The 18278-nt window shown below is 61.5% G+C and carries 18 protein-coding genes; 3 read left to right on the top strand and 15 right to left on the bottom strand.

Translation table 11 applies throughout. The annotated features are described in order from the left end of the window. Positions 1 to 31: 31 nt before the first annotated feature. Positions 32 to 3190 (top strand): ExeM/NucH family extracellular endonuclease, encoded by a 3159-nt coding sequence (locus WBK19_RS10080; protein WP_511289314.1) that lies wholly within the window; start codon positions 32 to 34, stop codon positions 3188 to 3190. Positions 3191 to 3707: 517 nt separating this feature from the next. After that, positions 3708 to 5150, top strand: coding sequence for a tyrosine-type recombinase/integrase (locus tag WBK19_RS10075; protein ID WP_511289312.1), 1443 nt, complete (start codon positions 3708 to 3710; stop codon positions 5148 to 5150). 457 nt (positions 5151 to 5607) lie between these two features. Here the strand turns inward: WBK19_RS10075 and WBK19_RS10070 are convergent, their stop codons facing one another. Genes WBK19_RS10070 through WBK19_RS10055 form a run of 4 tightly spaced genes read right to left on the bottom strand, consistent with a single transcriptional unit; the run spans position 5608 to position 7922 of the window. Continuing rightward, a complete protein-coding gene (locus tag WBK19_RS10070) occupies positions 5608 to 6069 on the bottom strand; it encodes a CFI-box extended C-terminal domain-containing protein (RefSeq protein WP_511289310.1) in 462 nt (153 codons plus the stop codon). Then, positions 6066 to 6560 carry a hypothetical protein gene (locus WBK19_RS10065; RefSeq protein ID WP_511289308.1) on the bottom strand — a complete coding sequence of 165 codons (495 nt, stop codon included), beginning with the start codon at positions 6558 to 6560 and terminating at the stop codon, positions 6066 to 6068. Before WBK19_RS10065 ends, WBK19_RS10070 begins: the two co-directional genes overlap by 4 nt. A gap of 28 nt (positions 6561 to 6588) precedes the next feature. Next, positions 6589 to 6894, bottom strand: a complete 306-nt coding sequence (locus WBK19_RS10060) for a hypothetical protein (RefSeq protein WP_511289306.1) — start codon at positions 6892 to 6894, stop codon at positions 6589 to 6591. Then, on the bottom strand, positions 6894 to 7922 hold the full coding sequence (locus WBK19_RS10055) for a PRTRC system protein D (protein ID WP_041224390.1): 1029 nt from the start codon (positions 7920 to 7922) through the stop codon (positions 6894 to 6896). Before WBK19_RS10055 ends, WBK19_RS10060 begins: the two co-directional genes overlap by 1 nt. Before the next feature lie 1174 nt (positions 7923 to 9096). Here WBK19_RS10055 and WBK19_RS10050 point away from each other — a divergent pair. Then, on the top strand, positions 9097 to 10296 hold the full coding sequence (locus WBK19_RS10050; protein ID WP_511289304.1) for an integrase domain-containing protein: 1200 nt from the start codon (positions 9097 to 9099) through the stop codon (positions 10294 to 10296). A gap of 83 nt (positions 10297 to 10379) precedes the next feature. On the opposite strand, the gene WBK19_RS10045 is transcribed toward WBK19_RS10050, so the two are convergent. The 11 genes from WBK19_RS10045 to WBK19_RS09995 all read right to left on the bottom strand — a co-directional run bounded on the left by WBK19_RS10045 (position 10380) and on the right by WBK19_RS09995 (position 18253). Continuing rightward, entirely contained in the window at positions 10380 to 10586 is a 207-nt protein-coding gene (locus WBK19_RS10045; protein ID WP_011288264.1) for a hypothetical protein, read from the bottom strand. A 62-nt stretch (positions 10587 to 10648) separates the two neighbouring features. After that, positions 10649 to 11368: a VOC family protein gene (locus tag WBK19_RS10040; RefSeq protein ID WP_011288265.1), complete on the bottom strand. Its 720-nt coding sequence runs from the start codon at positions 11366 to 11368 to the stop codon at positions 10649 to 10651. Between the two features lies 1 nt (position 11369). Continuing rightward, positions 11370 to 11783, bottom strand: a complete 414-nt coding sequence (locus tag WBK19_RS10035) for a type II toxin-antitoxin system VapC family toxin (RefSeq protein ID WP_011288266.1) — start codon at positions 11781 to 11783, stop codon at positions 11370 to 11372. 3 nt (positions 11784 to 11786) lie between these two features. Next, positions 11787 to 12044 (bottom strand): type II toxin-antitoxin system Phd/YefM family antitoxin, encoded by a 258-nt coding sequence (locus WBK19_RS10030; RefSeq protein WP_511289688.1) that lies wholly within the window; start codon positions 12042 to 12044, stop codon positions 11787 to 11789. Positions 12045 to 12133: 89 nt separating this feature from the next. Then, positions 12134 to 12949 (bottom strand): PRTRC system ThiF family protein, encoded by an 816-nt coding sequence (locus WBK19_RS10025; protein WP_511289301.1) that lies wholly within the window; start codon positions 12947 to 12949, stop codon positions 12134 to 12136. Continuing rightward, on the bottom strand, positions 12937 to 13641 hold the full coding sequence (locus tag WBK19_RS10020; protein ID WP_011288269.1) for a PRTRC system protein A: 705 nt from the start codon (positions 13639 to 13641) through the stop codon (positions 12937 to 12939). Before WBK19_RS10020 ends, WBK19_RS10025 begins: the two co-directional genes overlap by 13 nt. After that, positions 13638 to 14378, bottom strand: coding sequence for a PRTRC system protein B (locus WBK19_RS10015; protein WP_011288270.1), 741 nt, complete (start codon positions 14376 to 14378; stop codon positions 13638 to 13640). Before WBK19_RS10015 ends, WBK19_RS10020 begins: the two co-directional genes overlap by 4 nt. Before the next feature lie 17 nt (positions 14379 to 14395). Continuing rightward, entirely contained in the window at positions 14396 to 15415 is a 1020-nt protein-coding gene (locus tag WBK19_RS10010; protein ID WP_511289299.1) for a PRTRC system protein F, read from the bottom strand. Further along, positions 15412 to 15846, bottom strand: a complete 435-nt coding sequence (locus tag WBK19_RS10005) for a PRTRC system protein C (RefSeq protein WP_011288272.1) — start codon at positions 15844 to 15846, stop codon at positions 15412 to 15414. Before WBK19_RS10005 ends, WBK19_RS10010 begins: the two co-directional genes overlap by 4 nt. A gap of 86 nt (positions 15847 to 15932) precedes the next feature. Further along, positions 15933 to 16412, bottom strand: a complete 480-nt coding sequence (locus tag WBK19_RS10000; RefSeq protein ID WP_011288273.1) for a PRTRC system protein E — start codon at positions 16410 to 16412, stop codon at positions 15933 to 15935. A 77-nt stretch (positions 16413 to 16489) separates the two neighbouring features. After that, complete coding sequence (locus WBK19_RS09995) at positions 16490 to 18253, bottom strand: PRTRC system ParB family protein (RefSeq protein WP_511289297.1); 1764 nt, start codon at positions 18251 to 18253, stop codon at positions 16490 to 16492. Positions 18254 to 18278 lie beyond the last annotated feature (25 nt).

Here is an 18278-nt window from a genome sequence, read left to right as displayed (position 1 = left end):
CCCATCCAATATTCGCCATGAGTGACACGCCATGAAAATTCGCCCTTCAGCCCCCCATCAATTCGCCCGCAACATCATCGCCGCCAGTCTGGTCGCCGCCATGGCGCCGGCCTTCGCCGATGCCACCTACCAATCCCTGCCCTTTAGCCAGAACTGGTCGAATACCAGCCTGATCAGTGCCAACGGCAACTGGAACGGCGTACCCGGCATCATCGGCTACCGCGGCGACAGCCTGACCGGAGCAACCGGCACCGACCCGCAGAGCATTCTGGCCGACGGCGCCGCCACGCCCGTCGACGTCATCGCCAACCAGACTTCGACCAGCATTTCAAACGGCGGCGTCGCCGAATTTGAACTCGCCAATCCGACCATTGCGCTGCAGGGCTCGGGCACCGCCGACGCGCCTTTCATCCAGATCCATCTGAACACCACCGGTTTCCAGAACATCCAGGTTGCCTTCAACCTGCGCGATATCGATGGCACGGCCGACAACGCAATCCAGCAAGTCGCCCTGCAATACCGCGTAGGCAGCAGCGGAAATTTCATCAACGTCCCGGCCGCTTACGTCGCTGACGCAACGACCGCCAATAGCGCCACCCAGGTCACCCCGGTCAGCGTCATGTTGCCCGCCGCCGCCAACGACCAGGCGCAATTTCAACTTCGCATCATGACCACCAACGCTGCCGGCAGCGACGAGTGGGTCGGCATCGACGACATCATGATCAGCGCCGACGGCACCGGTGGCGGCGAAGTTAACCAGCCCATCACCACCACCTGCCCCGCCGCCAGCCTGGCCCAGGGCGAAGCCGGCAGCATCATGCTTTCCGCCACCGACGCCGATAGCCGCGTCAATACTGCCAGCCTCGCCACCGACGCCCCGACCGGCTTCACGCTCGGAACCCTGACCAGCGCTTCAGCCGACGGTGCCAGCGCCTCGGTCGCGCTCAATGCTGCCGCCAGTCTGGCGGCCGGCAATTACGCCGTCGTCGTCAACTTCGGCAACGATGATGCCCAGACCGCCAGTTGCACGGTCAATGTCACGGTCAGCGGCATCACTGCGATCCACGCAATCCAGGGCAGTGGCACGACCAGCCAGCTGGTTGGCCAGAAGGTGACAACCCAAGGCGTCGTCACCAAGGTCATCAACAGCGGTTTCTTCATGCAGGACGAAACGCCAGACAGCGATCCAACCACCTCGGAAGGCATCTACGTCTATACCGGCTCCGCGCCCACCGTACTGCCTGGACAACGCGTCCGCGTCGCCGCCACGGTGGCCGAATACGCCGTCGGCACCGGGGCCGGGGCTGTCGCCAACCCGCTGACCGAACTCACCAGCCCGGCAGTTACCGTGCTCGCCTCCGGCCTCAGTATCGCGCCGACCACCATCACCTTCCCGGAAGTCGTCGAAGGCGATCTTGAGCATGTCGAAGGCATGCTGGTCCAAATCGAAGGCCCACTCACCGTCGGCCAGAACTACTTCCTCGGCCGCTACGGCCAACTCACGGTTTCAGCCAATGGCCGCCTGGAAAAGCCGACCAACCGCTACCCGGCCGGCAGCGCCGAAGCCCTGGCGATGGCCGACGACAATGCCCGCCGCCGCATCCTGCTTGATGACGGCTCCAGCCTGCAGAACGTCAACCCGACCCCGTACCTGGCCAACGACAACACCGTACGCGCCGGCGACACTATCGATGGCCTGACCGGCGTCATCGACTACGGCCTGGCAACCAGCACCAGTTCCGGCCTCAGCGACTACCGCATCCAGCCAACGGAAGCACCGGTCATCAGCCGGACCAATCCGCGGACGACGGCGCCGGAAGCGGTCGGCGGCAACGTCAAGGTGGCCAGCTTCAACGTTCTCAACTACTTCACCACCTTCACCAACGGCCAGAACGCCGAAGGCCTGACTGGCCTGGGTTGTGCACTGGGTGGTGCTACAGCCGCTAACAACTGCCGCGGCGCCGACAATGCTGCCGAATTTGCCCGCCAGAAGGCGAAGATCGTCAACGCCATCAAAGCCCTCAACGCCGATGTCGTCGGCCTCATGGAAATCCAGAACAATGGCAACGGAGCCGTGCTCGACCTGGTCAACGCACTTAATGCCGCCACCGCAGCCGGGACCTACGCCAGCGTCGCCCTGCCCAATGGCGGCACCGGCACTGATGCCATCCGCGTCGCGCTGATCTACAAGCCAGGAAAAGTCAGCACCGTGGGCGCCGCCGTCAGCGACAGCAACACAATCCACAACCGCCCGCCACTGGTCCAGACTTTCTCTGCCGCCAATGGCGAGAAGTTCAGCGTCGTGGTAAATCATTTCAAGTCGAAGAGCAGTTGCCCAACCTCCGGCGATGATGCCGATCAAGGCGATGGACAAGGTTGCTGGAATGCACTTCGCACCGAACAGTCCCAGGCACTGCGCGCCTACATTGCCGGCCTCCAGGCAAGCAGCGGCGATGCCGACGTGATCGTCATTGGCGACCTCAACGCCTACGGCAAGGAAGACCCGATTCTGGACTTCACCGCTGCCGGCTATGTCAATCAGGTCGACCGCTTCAACAACCTGGGTTACTCCTACGTCTTCGATGGGGAAGCCGGTTACCTCGATCACGCCCTGGCCACCCCCAGCCTGAGTGCCCAGATTGCCGGAGCCGCCCACTGGCGTATCAACGCCGACGAGCCGGCCATCATTGATTACAACCTCGAGTACAAGCAGCCGGCTTGCACCACCTGCGGCCCGGACTACTACACGAACACGGTCTATCGCTCGTCTGACCATGATCCGGTTGTCATCGGCCTGAATCTGCTCAAGCAGATCGGCGGCACTGCAGGTCGCGACACCCTGACGGGCACGGCAGGCGACGACGTGATCACCGGCGGCATCGGCGCCGACTCCCTGACCGGCGGTACCGGCGCAGACCAGTTCGTGTTCACCAGCCTGCGCGACGGCGTCGACACCATCACCGACTTCCAGCCTGGCATCGACCGCATCGTGCTGACCCAGCTCCTCCAATCCGTCGGCATCACCAGCGCAAACCCTATTGCCGGCGGCTACGTCACCTGCAAAACCGTTGGTACCGATGCGATGATTGGCATCGATCCCGATGCAGGCGCCGCAGCGATCAGCCGGAATCTCGTGCTTGTCAAAAACCAGGGCTGTGCCGTCGCAGCTCCTGGAAACTTTGAGTTTTAATCACGGCGCAAACGGTCTGAGCGGGGTATCGAACCACACCCTGCCAAAGACCTGAACTGACAAATACCACGCAGATCAAGTTTCCCGGCCACTTCGCCAAACCATGAGGTTTGGCGAAGTGGCCGGGATTTTTTTGGCTATGCGGCAATATTCGCCAAAACTGGGAGCGACGAGCTCAATGAGGCAAGCATAACTTTGGGAGATTGTTCCCTGATCTTGCACTTGAAACCCCAGAAACGAAAAAGGCCAATCCGAAGATTGGCCTAACTCGTTGATTCTCTTGGTCGGGGCGGCGGGATTCGAACTCGCGACCCCTTGCACCCCATCAGGGTAAAAGCGTATCCCAGAGCATCCAACGACATCCCAGAAACCATCTCAACACATTGTTTTGTATGTAGAAAAACACCTTTACCATTCCAGTATCGTCCCATACAATCCAACCACATCCGGCAAATCTGTGGGGGGAAATGTGGGGGGAATTCTACCCCACTAACCCATCCCCGACAAGGAGGCAAGCATGGGTAAGCTGACCGTCAAGGAACTTGAGGCACTTGGCAACAAGGACCATGGCAAGAAACTTCGCGAAGATGGTGGCCTTATTGGGTCGGTACGCTGCGGTTCTAACGGGGCGTCGGTTTACTTCGATTGGCGCTATCGCTTCGATGGCAAAGTGAAGCAAATCTCTGTCGGTGCTTGGCCCAAATTGTCTCTCGCATCTATCCGCTCCGAACGAGACCGGCTAAAAGTAGAGGTTGACGGTGGATACGATCCAACAGAACGCCGCAAAGCGGAACGACTCAAGGTCAAAGTCGACCAGTTGGAAGAAGTAGAAAAACAACAGAAGAGGCTTGACGAAATTGTCGCCCAGCAGGCTAGGCTCACCGTCCAAGGGCTATTCGAGCATTGGGCCGAGGTCGATCTGATACGTCGCAAAGATGGGGGTAAAGAAGTCCGGCGGATGTTCGAGAAAGATGTGCTTCCGAAGTTGGGCGCCTTCCTCGTCACGGATGTCAAGAAAGGGCACATCACACTGGTCACCGATCCTCTGTTAGCAAGAGGCGTAAACCGGATGGCCAAACTTGTATTTTCTTTAGTTCGGCAGATGTTCCGGTTTGCTGTTGATCGAGACTACATCGAAGCCGACCCAACCGCGAGTATCCGAAAGGTCAAGATCGGCGGCCCGGACACTGAACGTGAACGCGTTCTGAGCCGAACCGAAATTCAAACACTGTTCCACCAATTGCCCACCGCAAGACTGATGCCGCAAACAGAGGCTGCAGTTTGGATCGTCCTTGCAACGCTCTGCCGAATCGGGGAGCTATCGAGCGCAAAATGGTCTGACATTGACCTTGACAACAGACGCTGGCGCATCCCCGAAACCAAGAATGGCAAACCTCACGAAGTATGCCTGTCAGATTTCGCAGTAGAACACTTCCGCAAAGTAAAAGCAGTCAGCGACCCCGATATTGCGTGGGTCTACCCGGGCCGAGATAAGAAGAAGGCACTCTCCAGCAAGTCGATTACCAAGCAGCTAGGGGATAGGCAACGCAGTAGCGAGCCGATGAAACGGCGCAGCAAATCTACCTCTGCCTTGACACTACCAGGTGGAAAATGGGGACCCCATGACTTGAGGAGAACTGGCGCCACAATCATGACTCAGCTACATGTGCTCCCCGATGTCGTCGAGCATTGTCTGAATCATATCGAAGAGAATCGTACGAAGCGCGTTTATCAACGGCATACTTACGAACGTGAAATGCAGGCTGCCTGGAAGATTCTTGGTAAGCATTTGACACGACTGGCGGCTCTCCATATGACGAATGCTGCAGACTCAGACACCAAGAACACACCTCCCAAGAAAGCACTGGCGGCTCGCAAGAAAGCCGCCTCAGGGACCATTAAACAACGGCAGATCCATGCACCGTCGCCGGAAACCGCACCCACTGCACAAATGAACTGAGCGCGAACATCGAGGTGTTGCTTTTCCGATTAGAATCGCTTCCCTCCGTTGGATCAACGCTTTCACCTCGCCAACATCGAGCAATCCGACTCGGTGAGCAACGCGGCGGCCCGATGGTCCTTGCACAATCACATAGGCATGCAAGGCCACCCGCCCTCCTGTCTCCGCCATAACAGCCACCCGCTGCGCCGAGAGTTCGATCACGTCGGCGGGGGATACGCAGTCACGCTGCCGATTTTTCAGTTCGACAAGGATAATGATCCCGGCAGGATCACGGTATCCACGGTCGACCTTCGCCGTCAGGGTTATTGGACCACGTGCCCGGAATAGCTGCTCTGCATAGACATGCGTCGACCGTCGCAACTCCCGCGGTAACCAAGCTTGATCCCCTTGGCGTTTCAAGCGATGAAGCACCCAGATTAGCAAGAGGATCAACATGCCACCAGCAATCGTCTGTTCAATCATCGCCTGCCCTCCGCCGGTATAGCCTTGCGGCTATCTTGACCATGGGACGAAGCAAAGCGTGCATCAGCCGAATCAGCCACGGATGCCCCACGAGCATCCGGCACACGACCGGAGCCGCACGGTAGCAGGCAAGGATCACACCTCGGCCAAGCATTGAGCGACACAGCACCTGGTCGCGAAACGCTCGCAGCACCGAAACCTCATACCCCTCGCCATACACCAAGGTGGCGATGAAGCACGGCCCCTTGCGTACCGGCTGCTGTACCCGCCCTTCCCGGAAGAATCGCCGGTGCTCTTGCCCCCCTTGAGCCATGTCCTTTCTTTGTTGAGCTGAGCGCCGCTGACCATAACGATGCTCGAATAGCACCAAGCGCTCGCAGACACCCATCTGGGCAAGCTCCGATGCACTGACACTCTCGCGCAGGCCGGAGCGTGGCTGGCAATTGGCGCTCACGGCACGCTCCCCTTACGGGTCCGCATCGCGTGCCAGCGGCAATACTCCCGGTCAATCAGGTAATCGATCCGTGCCGCAGCGCGCCGTCTGTTCGCCTCGGGGATTCGGTACGTCACCAGCCAGTAAAGCACCACGAAGCACAGCGAGGCTGGCAGGGCCACCCATCCCAAGGCGACTGCCAAGGACCCGGCGGTCGCCAAGATTAGCAGCAGTTCACCTTCGCCAGGCCGCCGGCGTCTCCCTTCGCGAAGGAAGTTCGCCCCATCGCCCGTCGTGTGATCGATAAGAACCAACACCCGGCCCGGTCGCGAGTTTGCGACCACGATGCTCACCTCGTCCTCAATCTTCACCGAACCAACCGGCTGATCCAAAGCGAGATCGGCCACTTGCCCGCCGTCCTGTCTAACTCGCAGCCGATAGCCGCTGGGCGCATGATCCATCAGGATGTCGTCCACCCAACCATGGATGACCCGAAAGTTTTTCTGATTCATGAATATCCTCCTGATCCGCAAAGTTCGATCAATGATCGGTGATCGGTTCGCCGAACACCTCCGAGGCGAGCGGCATGGCAATCGCCGGTGCCGCCGGCAACTCTGCGGCTGGACCGTTCGCACCGGCCACCTGAACCAGGCGCGGCACCATTCCGCCCCCGGAGAGGCTCAACTGACCGATCACCCCTTCACGCGCCAGCAACCGCAACCGGTTGATCCGCTTTGTTCCCTTCTTGAAGCGGATCAGGTCGTCGTACAGTTGCGTGTCGTCAGCCCGGTCCAACTCGAACAACAAGCGGATCGTCTCGTGCTCCAGCGTTTTCTTCTCGTTCATCACGCACCTCCATGGGTCGCAGTGGCTGTACCGCTGAAGAGTTTGTCCACGTGATTCATGCCGGCAATCTGGAAGCCCCGGACGTTGGCGTGTAGCGGGTCCTTCACTTCGAGGATGCGATGCTTGGGAAACGCCTCTTTCACCGCCTTCTTGAAGAGATAGGCGCCACCGCCCACCAGAATGATGTTCTGGAAGCTGTAACTCGCATCGATCCAGCGCATCATCGAGGCCACGGCCTGCTGGGCGATCGAATGCGCCATGGGCATGGCCCGCGAGATGTCGTAGGGCTTCTGGTAAATCACCGGGTTCTTTCCGGTACGCAAGGCCAGATCGATGGCCTCGATATCGTTGTAAGGCGTACCGATGTCATGCCCGATCTCAGCCGCAATAGCCTGCAGGATGTCGAAGACTCCTCGGTTTACTGAATGGCTCTTGTTCTGCACCAAGCGCATACCTCTAGCCACCAACCAGTCGAAAGTGCGCGAACCCGGATCGAGAATCAGGCTTTGTTCCCGCTCGATGGTGGTCGTCTTCCCGTGCTGTTCGACAAAGTCGACCAATGCCCCTTGGGGCTGGGCGATGGCCAGCGCCTTGCGAACCACCACGTTTTTGCCATTGCCGATATCGTGCGTCCCGGTCACGGCTTTCTCGAGGGCCGTCTTCTTGGTCGTGAGCGCCGCCACCGGCAGCCCCACGACCAGCAGATCGATCTCAGGCTGCTTCATCAAGGCCAACGCCCCCCTCAGTAGCGCCGTGTACTCCGGCGTCTCGGTGTAGCGATCATGCATCTGGGTTGCGCGGAACGTGTCCGCAGCCAGTTCTACCTCTGGGCCGACCTCGTAGAAGAGACCATTGACCGGGATCGCGACCGTCTTGCGCCGCTCGTAGCCGGGCTGCCCCGAGGGCTCGCGCATGCTTGGGTAAGCGACTGAGGGGAAGTTGGTACAGCGAATATCGCTGCCGACCACGTTACTAACGTATTTGGTGTTGCCGAAACCGACATCCACCGCTCTGACGATATAGTCCATGTGAGGCTCCTCTATAGATTTGCGAGCGGCCAGCATCGGCATCCCGATACGGTCCGTCCACGCGAAACCCGCTCTGCTTACCCCGGCTATCGCAATCAGCCTCGACCATATTCGAAGTCCAGTCGACCTGAGTTGCGATGAAAGTCAAGTTCCTGCGCCGGGTGCCCAAGCGCCTTCCGCGTCGCACTACGCTCTCACTGGATCGGGGTACGTCAAGGCCACATTTCCAGCGGCTATCCCAGGGAAAACTGCGGCAAGAAGTCGAAACGCTCACGGTGGTAACCAGAGGCCGAGTTAGCGCCCGTCAAGCCCTTATTTGGCCTCGCTCCGGTCTTCGCCTGAAAAATAAACGCACCCTGTGTTTCGGTTTCAAGTGCCATCCGCAAGCCCCTGCATCTGGGGGCCGTTACCTGGTTCCCCCATTGACCTACTCTCGCTCAAGGTGTGAACTACAGGCTCCCGAGGCCTCCTGGCCTGCTCCATCGCGGAGCAAAAGGCGTTGCGGTCGTTACCCGCCTCTTCAGCCCCGACCTTGAGTCGGGTTGGCACGGTCCCTGAGACCCTGCCCGAAGCTGTTCCAAACGTAGTGCAACGCTAGACCTTGCCGGCAGTTCCCTGTCGAATGCTCCTTGAGGGCGTGTCTTGCGTTCGGTTCAAACGGCCGGCACCCGATGCCACGCCCCTGTTCCCCGTCATCGTTCGAGCACGCGCATTGCGCAGCACACGTCGTGTAAGCCTTCTTGGGCTCCGCGTGTGAAGCCGCTCGTACGCCTGTACTGCCCTGGACTTTCGGTCAGGGGCGGACCCATGCAGATGGATGACGCTACGAATCGAGGACTGATCCCCCTGTAGCGCAAGGCCAGACCTTCGCGCCGATGTTGTCCCCACCTTCGAGGCGAGGCTGCATCACCAATCCCGTCGAACGCAGAAATGCGGAAGCGGACGGATCACCGTTTCATTTTTAAGACTGACCGAGCCGGAGGCCGTGCATAAGGCGCGACACCGGCAATCCCTGGGTAGGTGTGGCGTGCTCGTGGTCGCACACCGTGCCGAAGCACTCGACCACGTTTTGCGGACGCGACGGAATCTGCGCCCGCAACGAACCGATGGATTCCACCCAATACATCTGCTGTGGGTTGACGGGACAGCGCACGGCTCGCTTCGGAGATTTGCCATGTCTACTTTTAACGCTTCCCATTCCCGCCGCCGGGCTCAAGGTTCCATTGGCTCGGGCCGTGCTGCCCAACACCAACCAGCACGCCGTCAGGAGTGGGCTTCACTCACGCCCACCGAGATTCTGAGCCGCTACCGGCCGGGCAAGGCCGATCCGCTACAGGTGCTCGATGTGCTGCTGGAACTGTTCAACACGCAGCACACCGCGCTCGACAAGACGGTCTCGCACAAGACACGACAGGAACGGGCCGACTTCCTGCGCCGTTTCTTCCGAGACCTCAAGGTGAAGGCCAATTTCGCCACCGTACCCGATCCCCGTAATCTCGGTGACCGGCACATCCGGGCCATCGTCGCCGTCTGGCGCGAAGAGAGACTCGCTCCGGCGACAATCCAGACTTATCTGAGCTTCCTACGTGGACTGGCGCTGTGGCTGAGCAAACCTGGCTTCATCCGGTCGCCGGCCTACTACGGCCTCTCGCCCAATGAATATCAGCGCGACGAAAACGCTCAGCGCGACAAGAGCTGGACGGCGGCAAGCATCGATATCGACGCCGTGGTTGAACAGGTCATTGCGTTCGACCGCTACGTCGGCGCTTCATTGGGATTGATCCGGACGTTCGGACTGCGCCGCAAGGAATCAGTGATGATCCGCCCGCATCTGTGCGTGGTGCCTTTCGAAGCCACAGGCCTGCCACCCGGGGAAAGGCAGGCCGACAACTACATGCGAATCAAGGAAGGCGCGAAGGGTGGAAGGCGGCGCTTTGTGCCACTGGATTCAGAGCAACGCATCGCAGCTTTAGAATTCGCCCAGGCAGTCGTTCCGGGAGAGGAGGCGCATCTGGGCGATCCTCGCCACAGTCTGAAGCACAACCTGCGGCGCTTCGACTATGTGATGGCGAAGTTCGGCATCACGGCGGACGGCCTGGGTGCCACGGCGCACGGGCTACGCCATGAAGCGATGATCGACCACTACACGACCAAGGCTGGCGGGACGCCACCGGTCCGAGGCGGCGGTGATGTGCCTCCCGAGGAGGACGCGGCGGCAAGACTCTCGGCCGCCCGGCTGGCCGGACACAATCGCGCTAGGGCGGCAGGCGCTTATTTAGGTGGGCTACTGCCACGACAAGCGGCGTTGAAGGACCAGGCAAAAGACAGCCTGCCCTGCACATCCGATGCGGAAAAATCACCCGGAGGGCATTGAACTGGGGCCATGCGGCCCGTTCAAAACGAAACGGGGAACTGGGAAACTTCCCCGCCCCCGCTTTTCCTGCCTTTGGAGTTCCTTCAGCTTTCCATGCGGCGCCGCAATCCCTCCCGGTAGAGGATTCCCCCGATGCGACAAAGTAGCGCCTCATCGTCCTCGGCAAGTTCCAGGGTATCCATCCAGATGGCCAACTGGACGACGGCATCGTCGATGGCTTCGGCGCTGCCGCTAATGTCCAGCAATTCAGCATGCGCTTCAAACTGCTTGATGATGGGATGGTCAATCACAGATCACCTCTCGCTTGCTTAATTCAGGCCCAACTGCCCCAAGGCACATCCATCGTTTGAGTTCAGGGGCCGGCGGAGGGCGCAGCCCGGAGCGAACCGGCAAGCGCAGCTTGCCGGCGGTCCCCTGGAACGAGGGGTTGGTGGGCAGACAGGAGACGAAGCCCCTGGGGTGTGTTGATGTGCGCGACCAAACGCGCCGATTCACCAGACGGCGCCGACAGCACGGATACCGGAGCATCAAGCTCCAGCGATGAAAGCAACCGAGAGACACGGTCGGGGTTTGGGTGCATGATCTCAAGTTTGACAAGAGAGAGCCCCTTATCTTCAAGCTTGGCGGCGGGATGAACATCGGTGTGCCACTCGATTAGCGCCGGCGCAATACCGTCCAGCGGAACTGAACCGTCAGCGGGAATGGTAATGAACCAGTTGAGCGCACCACGACTCATGGGCTCGACATTTCCAAGTGGTTCGGAGGAGGCGGCAACAGTGGCACGGATATCTGAAGTGCGAACCACCCACGTGGAGAGGGACGGCGGCGACTGAGAGCCGATGCTATCAAGGGCAAACCAGCGAGGCCGCGAAGCCGCAGGGACCGCAGGATTTGGCGCGATAACCTCAAGGAACGTGGAGTCGCCGAGGCGCAGCAACAGGTTGTGGGTTGCCATGCGCGGGTGCTCGCCGCCGACCTGCGGGAAAACACCAAGGGTCTCAAGAACGAAGGCAGCGCCTGCGTCAAGGGAGAAGGCGGTAACGGTGATGTGATCGAGGAAACAGCGCGCCACCCTAAGCCCCCCAACATTGGAATGGGTTGAAGGTCTCAATACCTATCGCCTTGTAATCGGCAGTATTTCTGGTCACCACGGTAAGGCCATGAACCAACGCGGTCGCTGCAATCATGGCATCCTCGTACAACGTATCCGATTTGCGGTGCATGAGCTTTGCCCAGCACCGGAAAGCTGCCGCATCCATCGGCAGGATATTGTAGGCCGATGCGACCTGCGCCAGCCAAGCCTCGATTTCCGATGCTTTTGCCGCGTCTTGCTCACGGGTCAGTTCGATGCCCGCCTGAATTTCACCCAAGGTAACGGCAGAGAGAAACAAGTGCGCATCGTCGACCGATTCCAGCCACGCCACGACGGCCCCATGTGGCTTCGGCTTGCGCAGTTCCGAGACGACATTGGTATCGAGAAGAAACACCGCTCACCCGATCTCGGCAACACTGCGACGCCTGGCTCGTCCCCGTGGCGGTATTCCGATTTCGCCGCGAGCCTGAACGGACAGCAAAAGCGCTTTCAAACTAGGCCGCGCCGCCGCTTGCAGGCGCTTCCATTCCTGAACCGGTACGAGCACCGCAGCTTCCGTCCCGCGTTTGGTCACCATTTGCGGCCCTTCCGACAAACAAGCTGCCAGAAACTCACTGAATCTCGCTTTTGCATCCTGAACTGGCCATGTATTCATGACGACCTCCAAATAAACTAGTCACCTGACTAGTTTATAACCAATTCCTCACCCCGTCCATTCATCGTTGAATGCCTGACCCTTTGCACTCAGACCGCTTCTTCCTCGTCCTGACGCTCGTCCGCCATGACACACCCGAAGCGTGCCCAGGTCTTCGGATCGACCTCGATGGGGCCGGTCCGTTTCGAGTCGAGATTGACCACCACGCCATGCTGGTCGAGCCGCCCCTTGGAGAAGAGTTCATAGAGCAACTGCGCCGCGAAGCGCACCGCCACATCGTTGATGAACAGCCCTTGGGAAACCAGCGACACACGAACCGAGCACGATGGCCGGTTGTCATCCGGAACCGAGGCGTCCAACAGTTCGGGGAACAGTTCGGTGACACAGGGTAGGCGCAGGTTTACCTCGCCCTTTGCCCGGCGCGGCCCCTGCCCCAACACCACCTGAGCGCTCGCCTCGGTGTTGCCGAGGTCTAGCCAATAGCGATAGCGCCCGCCGCCATCGAATACAGCCTCATGCAGAATCCGCCGCGCCGAGCGGCTGTCCACGCAACTCACCAGAATGTCGGCGCTCAGCGGCGAATAGCGGTTCGTCTCGAAGGCTTCGTAGCGCGTCGGATGGGCGATCCAGTCGAGCCCGTAGAACTGATTCAGGCGGTGGATGGTTACGATGGCCTTGTGCCTACCGATGTCGGCGGGGCTGTAGAGTTGCCGGCCCACATTGGCCTCGCTCACCCGGTCGGCGTCGAAAGCGGTGACGTGCAGGCCGTAGGGATGGCCGAACGCCTTCATGGCGATGTCGAGGCGAGCGAGGCAGGCCGCCATCTGGGCACCGTTGCCGCCGACGCCGCCCAGATGGATACTGACGCGACGGTCGAGCAATGCGGGATCGATCAGGTGTTCCACGGTCCGAACCTCCTTCCTTGGTAGAAATTCAGTATCCGGCGCAGCAGGCCGGACTCAAGGTCAGGCGCCACGTCACACGCCGTGTCGGTGTCGGCCTGCCACGGATGGGGCAAAGGGCGAAACCTGCCGTTGACCACCAGCCGAAACAGGGCTTGCGGCTTGGGCTGGTGCAGACAGCCGAACACGCCGGCCACCTTGATGCCCTGATCGTCGCCATCGTCCTTGGCCGACCAGAACGCGCTGCCGTAGCCATGGGTATGCAGGTCCACGGCCAGCGTTTCGTCGGCATCCATCGTCGGCACCCGGTAATCGATCTGGTGAGGCGATACCTCGATGGGTTCGCACAGCGCGAGCCGCAGACTTTGGTTGCGCCGGGAGTAGATCAGCGCTCCCGCCACTTCGTTGGGCAGGCCCCGGCGAGCGGCTTCGATGAAGGCCTCGATCACCCGGATGGGCAATACGCCGAAAGTGAAAGCAAGCCGCTCCTCGATGCCGCCGTAGGGCAGCGTGATCGGCAGCGCGGGCGAGAGCCGCTGGATGCAGTCCAGCCAGTCGAGCTTGACCTGCACGAAGACACCGTTGGCGGCGAGGATGATGCGCTGGCCGTTCGCCATGTCGGGCAACGGGCCGAAGCGCGGTGCGGCAATGACGGGGCAGACCGCTTGCAAGGCGAGGTCGCGCACATCCATCATGCCTCCTCCGTGAGGCCGAGTAGCCCGCCCAGCGTGGTTTTGACATCGACCAGCACTCGCTCGGGAAAGCGCTGGAATCGCCCGTCGAGCATGTCCCGCCAGAAGGTGTAAGCGCCACCGCGATAGCGAATCAGCTTGCCGGGGCCGTTGGGGTGGGTGAAATAGCTGCGCAGGAAGGCATCGTTCCACGCGGCGATCTTCTCGACCGTGGTGCCCTCGGGCACCGGCGCGTTGCCGTGGCAGATGTTGCCCTGCACGTTGACGTTGAAGTACGGCACTTGGAACAAGGCCGTGGCCGGGGTCGGGCGCCCTGCCCCCTTCACCGCCCAGACCCGCCAGACACGACTGGATGCTGCAAAGACTAGTCCCGGATGTGGCACGCTCTCCCCGCGTTCCTGCCCGCCGAAGGCCTCTGCCTGTTCCGCGTCGACGCGAAAGGCGATGTGGCGGCGGGCCGGCGGCATCCACCAGACGATCAGGTCGCCATCCATGTAGAGCACCGTCTCCGGCAGGAAACCACCGTGGGCGGCGCGCTTGAGCAGCGCCTTGGCGAGGTCCATCGCCGCACGCGGTGTCATTGCCTGCCCGGCACCGATAACGGGTTCGCCATCGACCTCTTCAATGTCATGCACGGTGGCCAGCGCACTGCCCTGCTGGCCGTCGTAGATCAGGACCGCCCGACGCAGATGCACGGTGCCGGCACTCGGGGCCTGTATGAAAAACTCGGCTTGGTTCATGGTCGTTACCTCCACGATCAGTTTCCTGCCGAAAGGTGATGAATCAAGCGGTCGATCAGCCGAATGGCCGCGAAGCGGCTGGCCATCGCCTGCTGCCACGCACCGAAGGCAGCGGGGTCGTCCAACGGCACTTGGACCTCGCCCATGTGCTCGTAGTATTCGCCTTGATGGGCGAGTTCGAGAAGATCGTCGTAGATACGGGTGGTCACGTCCCCGTCGCGCCATGACAGCACCGCGCCGAAACCAACGAACTCACCCTCCATGTCGGGACGGAAGCTGTCGTCGATTTCCAAGGTAGCCAGCGCCAGCGCATCCTCGGCAGTGGCCTTGGCGCCCGGATCGGACAGACGCTTGGTCGCCCGGCGCAGGAAGCGGGCGCACTGCGCCAGTTCCAGCCCACGCGGCCAGCGCCGTGTCCATGCGGGAAAAGACGCCTCCAGCATGGACTTGGTGACCATCTCGGCCCGCATCGCCTCGCGTTCTTCTTCGTCCTCACCGCAGTTCATATCGAGGGCGGCTTCCTCATCATCCTCGCCGCACCAGTAGAGATAGGTCGCCACGTCACAGGCGATGTCGGGCGTAAACAGCGGATAGACGAAAGCACTCTGGCGGCACAACACATGCAGAACGACCGTGCCCAAGCCGTGCAGGCGGGCGCTCAAGGCTTCCAGCCCCGCCCCCACCGGCCATTCCTGCTCGTGGTATTCGCACCACGATGCTTCCACCGCATTGAAGTCGAAGTCCTTGGGCGGCTGGCTGCCGTAGTAGCGGTAGGACTCGCCATCGCGGGACACCATATGCAGTGCAAAGCGCGGCGTGAGGCAATGCAGCGCGCCGATCTGGCATTTGAGCCAGCCATCGAGCGCCTGCCGGCAGGCGTCGAGAGAGTCGCTCCAGGTCACCGGAATGTCGGCCTCGTCGAAGGCCTCGGCCTCGATCAGGAAGCGCGATACCATGGCGTTGGCCGCCAAGAGCGGCCCCGGCGCGATGCTGCGCGGCACCTGCGGGCCGATGCGCGGCAAAACGAGAGCCATCATGGCAGCGGTGCCAGCATGTCGCTGGGCGGCAGGATGCGGGCCGTCTGGCGTTCGTTCCCATCGCGCCGGGTGCGCAAAACGAAGGCGCCCCAAGCGCTACCGCGCTCCTGCGTGCCGCGCCGGGTCAGGGCTTGAGCGAGCTTGCCGGTGGCGTCCGTGCGGCCCTCAATCTCGACCGCGACAGCGGCCTTGAGGGCGGCAAGCCGTTCGCCTTCGCCACCGGTCCGGCCCTTGGTCCCGACCGCTTTGCGGAAGGTGTATTCCTGCACCCCATTCACGACATCTCCCGCCTCGATTTCGGCGCTGATGAGTTCGGGGTATTGGGCGCTGTAGAGGTCGCGGACCTCCTTTGGCTCCATGCCCGGCACATCGGGCAACTGCACACCGTTGTAGCGGAAGACCCGCCGGATTTCATTGACTGCAATCGTCATGGTTTGGCTCCTGTCGTCTGGCGCCTCCCACCGGGAGGCCCTTGCGATCAGTCTCTCGCCTCCTTGCCCGTTTTCAAGGCCGGACCTCAGCCGAACAGATCGTAAGAAGCACTGTCGGCAGTAGTTGCAGCGCTCGGTTGCGGTGCGCGGCCAGCGGCCCCGGCGTCGTCATCGCCCAAGTCATCGGCGGTGTCGGTCTGCGCCTTGACCGGGGCCTTCGGCGCGGCGGCTTGGGGGGCTGGCTTGACCGCCTTGGTCATTGCCTCGCCCGCCTTCTTAGCCGATGCCGCCTTGGCCGCTTGCAGCACTTCCTGTGTCGCTTCGGCCTGTTCGACAAGGCTCTGGCGAACCTCGCGGTAGCCCTTCAACACCCCGACGAACTCCGCATCGAATTCGTCCGGCGTGGCCGTCAGGCTCAATGCCTTGGTCAGGGCCGGCTCGTCCACGTCCATCTTGGGCTTCGGGACCACGTTGATCGTCATCCGCCCGCTCTTCTCGTCGGCGCTGATGACCATCGTCAGCGCAGCGCTGGTCGCCAATTCGTAAAGCTCTTTGAACATCGTCATGTCACGCTCCTTCAAAAAAGAAATGCCTTCGAGACCATGCTACGAAGGCATTGGGGGTTTGCCAGTGGCTGAGCCGCTCAGGCAGCAAGGGCTTCTTCGGCAGACTCGACCGCTGAAACCGCGAGGTCGTCGTTTGCCTGAACGATGGACGCTGCTGAAACGGCGCGGCGCGGGTACTGCATGACGACGGGCAAGGTACCCTCGTAGGCGAATCCCGGCACGGCCAGTAGCGATTTGATGAAGTCGCCTTTCTTCTTCGCCCGCGCCAGCTTGAAAACCGCACCCATCTTGGCTTTCAGGCCGACCTCGCCGGCCAGGGACTCCAGTTCGCTCAGGGTGAACAGTTCGAGGAATTCGGTGTTCCATTTGAAGTGGCGCCCCTCGTCGACCTCCAGGTAGTTGAGCAAGGCTTCCAGATCGCGCAAACCGACGCCGAACGCCGCCGAGGCGGTGACCGCCAGCATCAACTGCTCCAGATGCTGCGGGTCGATGGCCTCGGCCTCGGGCAGGATGGTGGCGAAGTCGAGGCGGTCGACTACCCACGGCCCGGCGATCCGCTGGGCGACCTGTCCGAACTCGGCGGTGCGGACATCGCCGGCATGGCCGGCGCGGGCCAGCGCGATCATCACGCGCCGGTTGCGCACAGGTTGTGCCATCAGTTCTCTCGCCGCCCATTTGCGCCATTGGGCAACGCGGTAGTCCTTCACCCGTTGCGGGGTCTGGTTCGAAGGCTGCGCAACAGTGGCAGCAGGATGCACCGCGCCGGATGGCTTGCCCTTGGCCGGCGTCTTGCCGGTTCCTGAAGGGGCTTCTTGCCCGCTCTCGCGTTGCGCCTTACGCCAAGCCGCCACTTTCGTCGTGTGGCAGGCCGCGTAGAAGCATTGCGCGTGGGTCACGTCGCCGTAACTGCCAGGCAGCGCAGACACCGCGCAACCGAACGAGGCGCAGCCTTGGCAGGCGGTGTACTGCGCAGCGCCGACACCCAATTCGCCGTCCACCGCGACCGGCAGATAGGCGCTGCCATCGGTCGCCTTCACGATGTGGACCAGTGGATACTGGTCGCGCAGGCCTTGGACCTTGGCCTCGACGGCTAGCAGGGTCAGTTCGTCATAGTGGGTGGGGTGCTGGCAGTAGCCTTCGCCGAGGGATTCATCGAACAGCCCCGCCTGCCGGGCGGAATTGTGCGGACAGGCCGAACATGGGGCAGTGTCGAAGATGGCGGCCGACAACTGGCGGGCGAAGCAGCCCAACTGCTCTTTCAGCACGCCCACCGGTACCTTGTGCGCAAGGACGCCGGTCAGCACCGCATCCTGCTTGTCAGGTGGGACGCCAGCCAGCAGTTCGGCGTGGCCGAGTTGAATCTGGCGGCAGGTGAGCGCAGAGAGCACGGCTGGCGTGCAGGTCAGCAGCGCCAGCCGACGTTCCAGCAGTTCGGGCTTCCAGCCCAGGCTCGCCGCCGCCTCTTCCTTGTCGCCCTTGTGGCGCATCAACTGGCGCTTGGCAGCGTGCGCTTCCTCGGCATGGGACATCGGGGCGCGGTGGTGGTTCTCGATGACGGCGATGGCCTCGGCCTCTTCGTCGTTGAGGGCTTCGATCACCACCGGCATGTCGTAGTCGTCGCCGAAGACGTTCTTTGCGGCCCGCCAGCGGCGCTCGCCGGCCACGATTTCGAACAGATCGGTGCCGGGAATGGGACGGACGATGATGGGCTGGACGACGCGACCGGCGGCGCGTAGGCCAGCTTCGAGGTCGGCCATTTCGATGGGATCGAAGTATTCGCGGGGGTTCTTGCCCTGAACAATGAGGCGCAGCGGCAAAGTGGGCGTGGCGGGTGTTTCCATGAGGGTCTCCTGCGGTGGGATACCT

This window comes from Azonexus sp. (genome assembly GCF_049652925.1).
Classification (GTDB): Bacteria; Pseudomonadota; Gammaproteobacteria; order Burkholderiales; family Rhodocyclaceae; genus Azonexus.
This window is presented reverse-complemented; position numbering and strand designations above follow the sequence as displayed.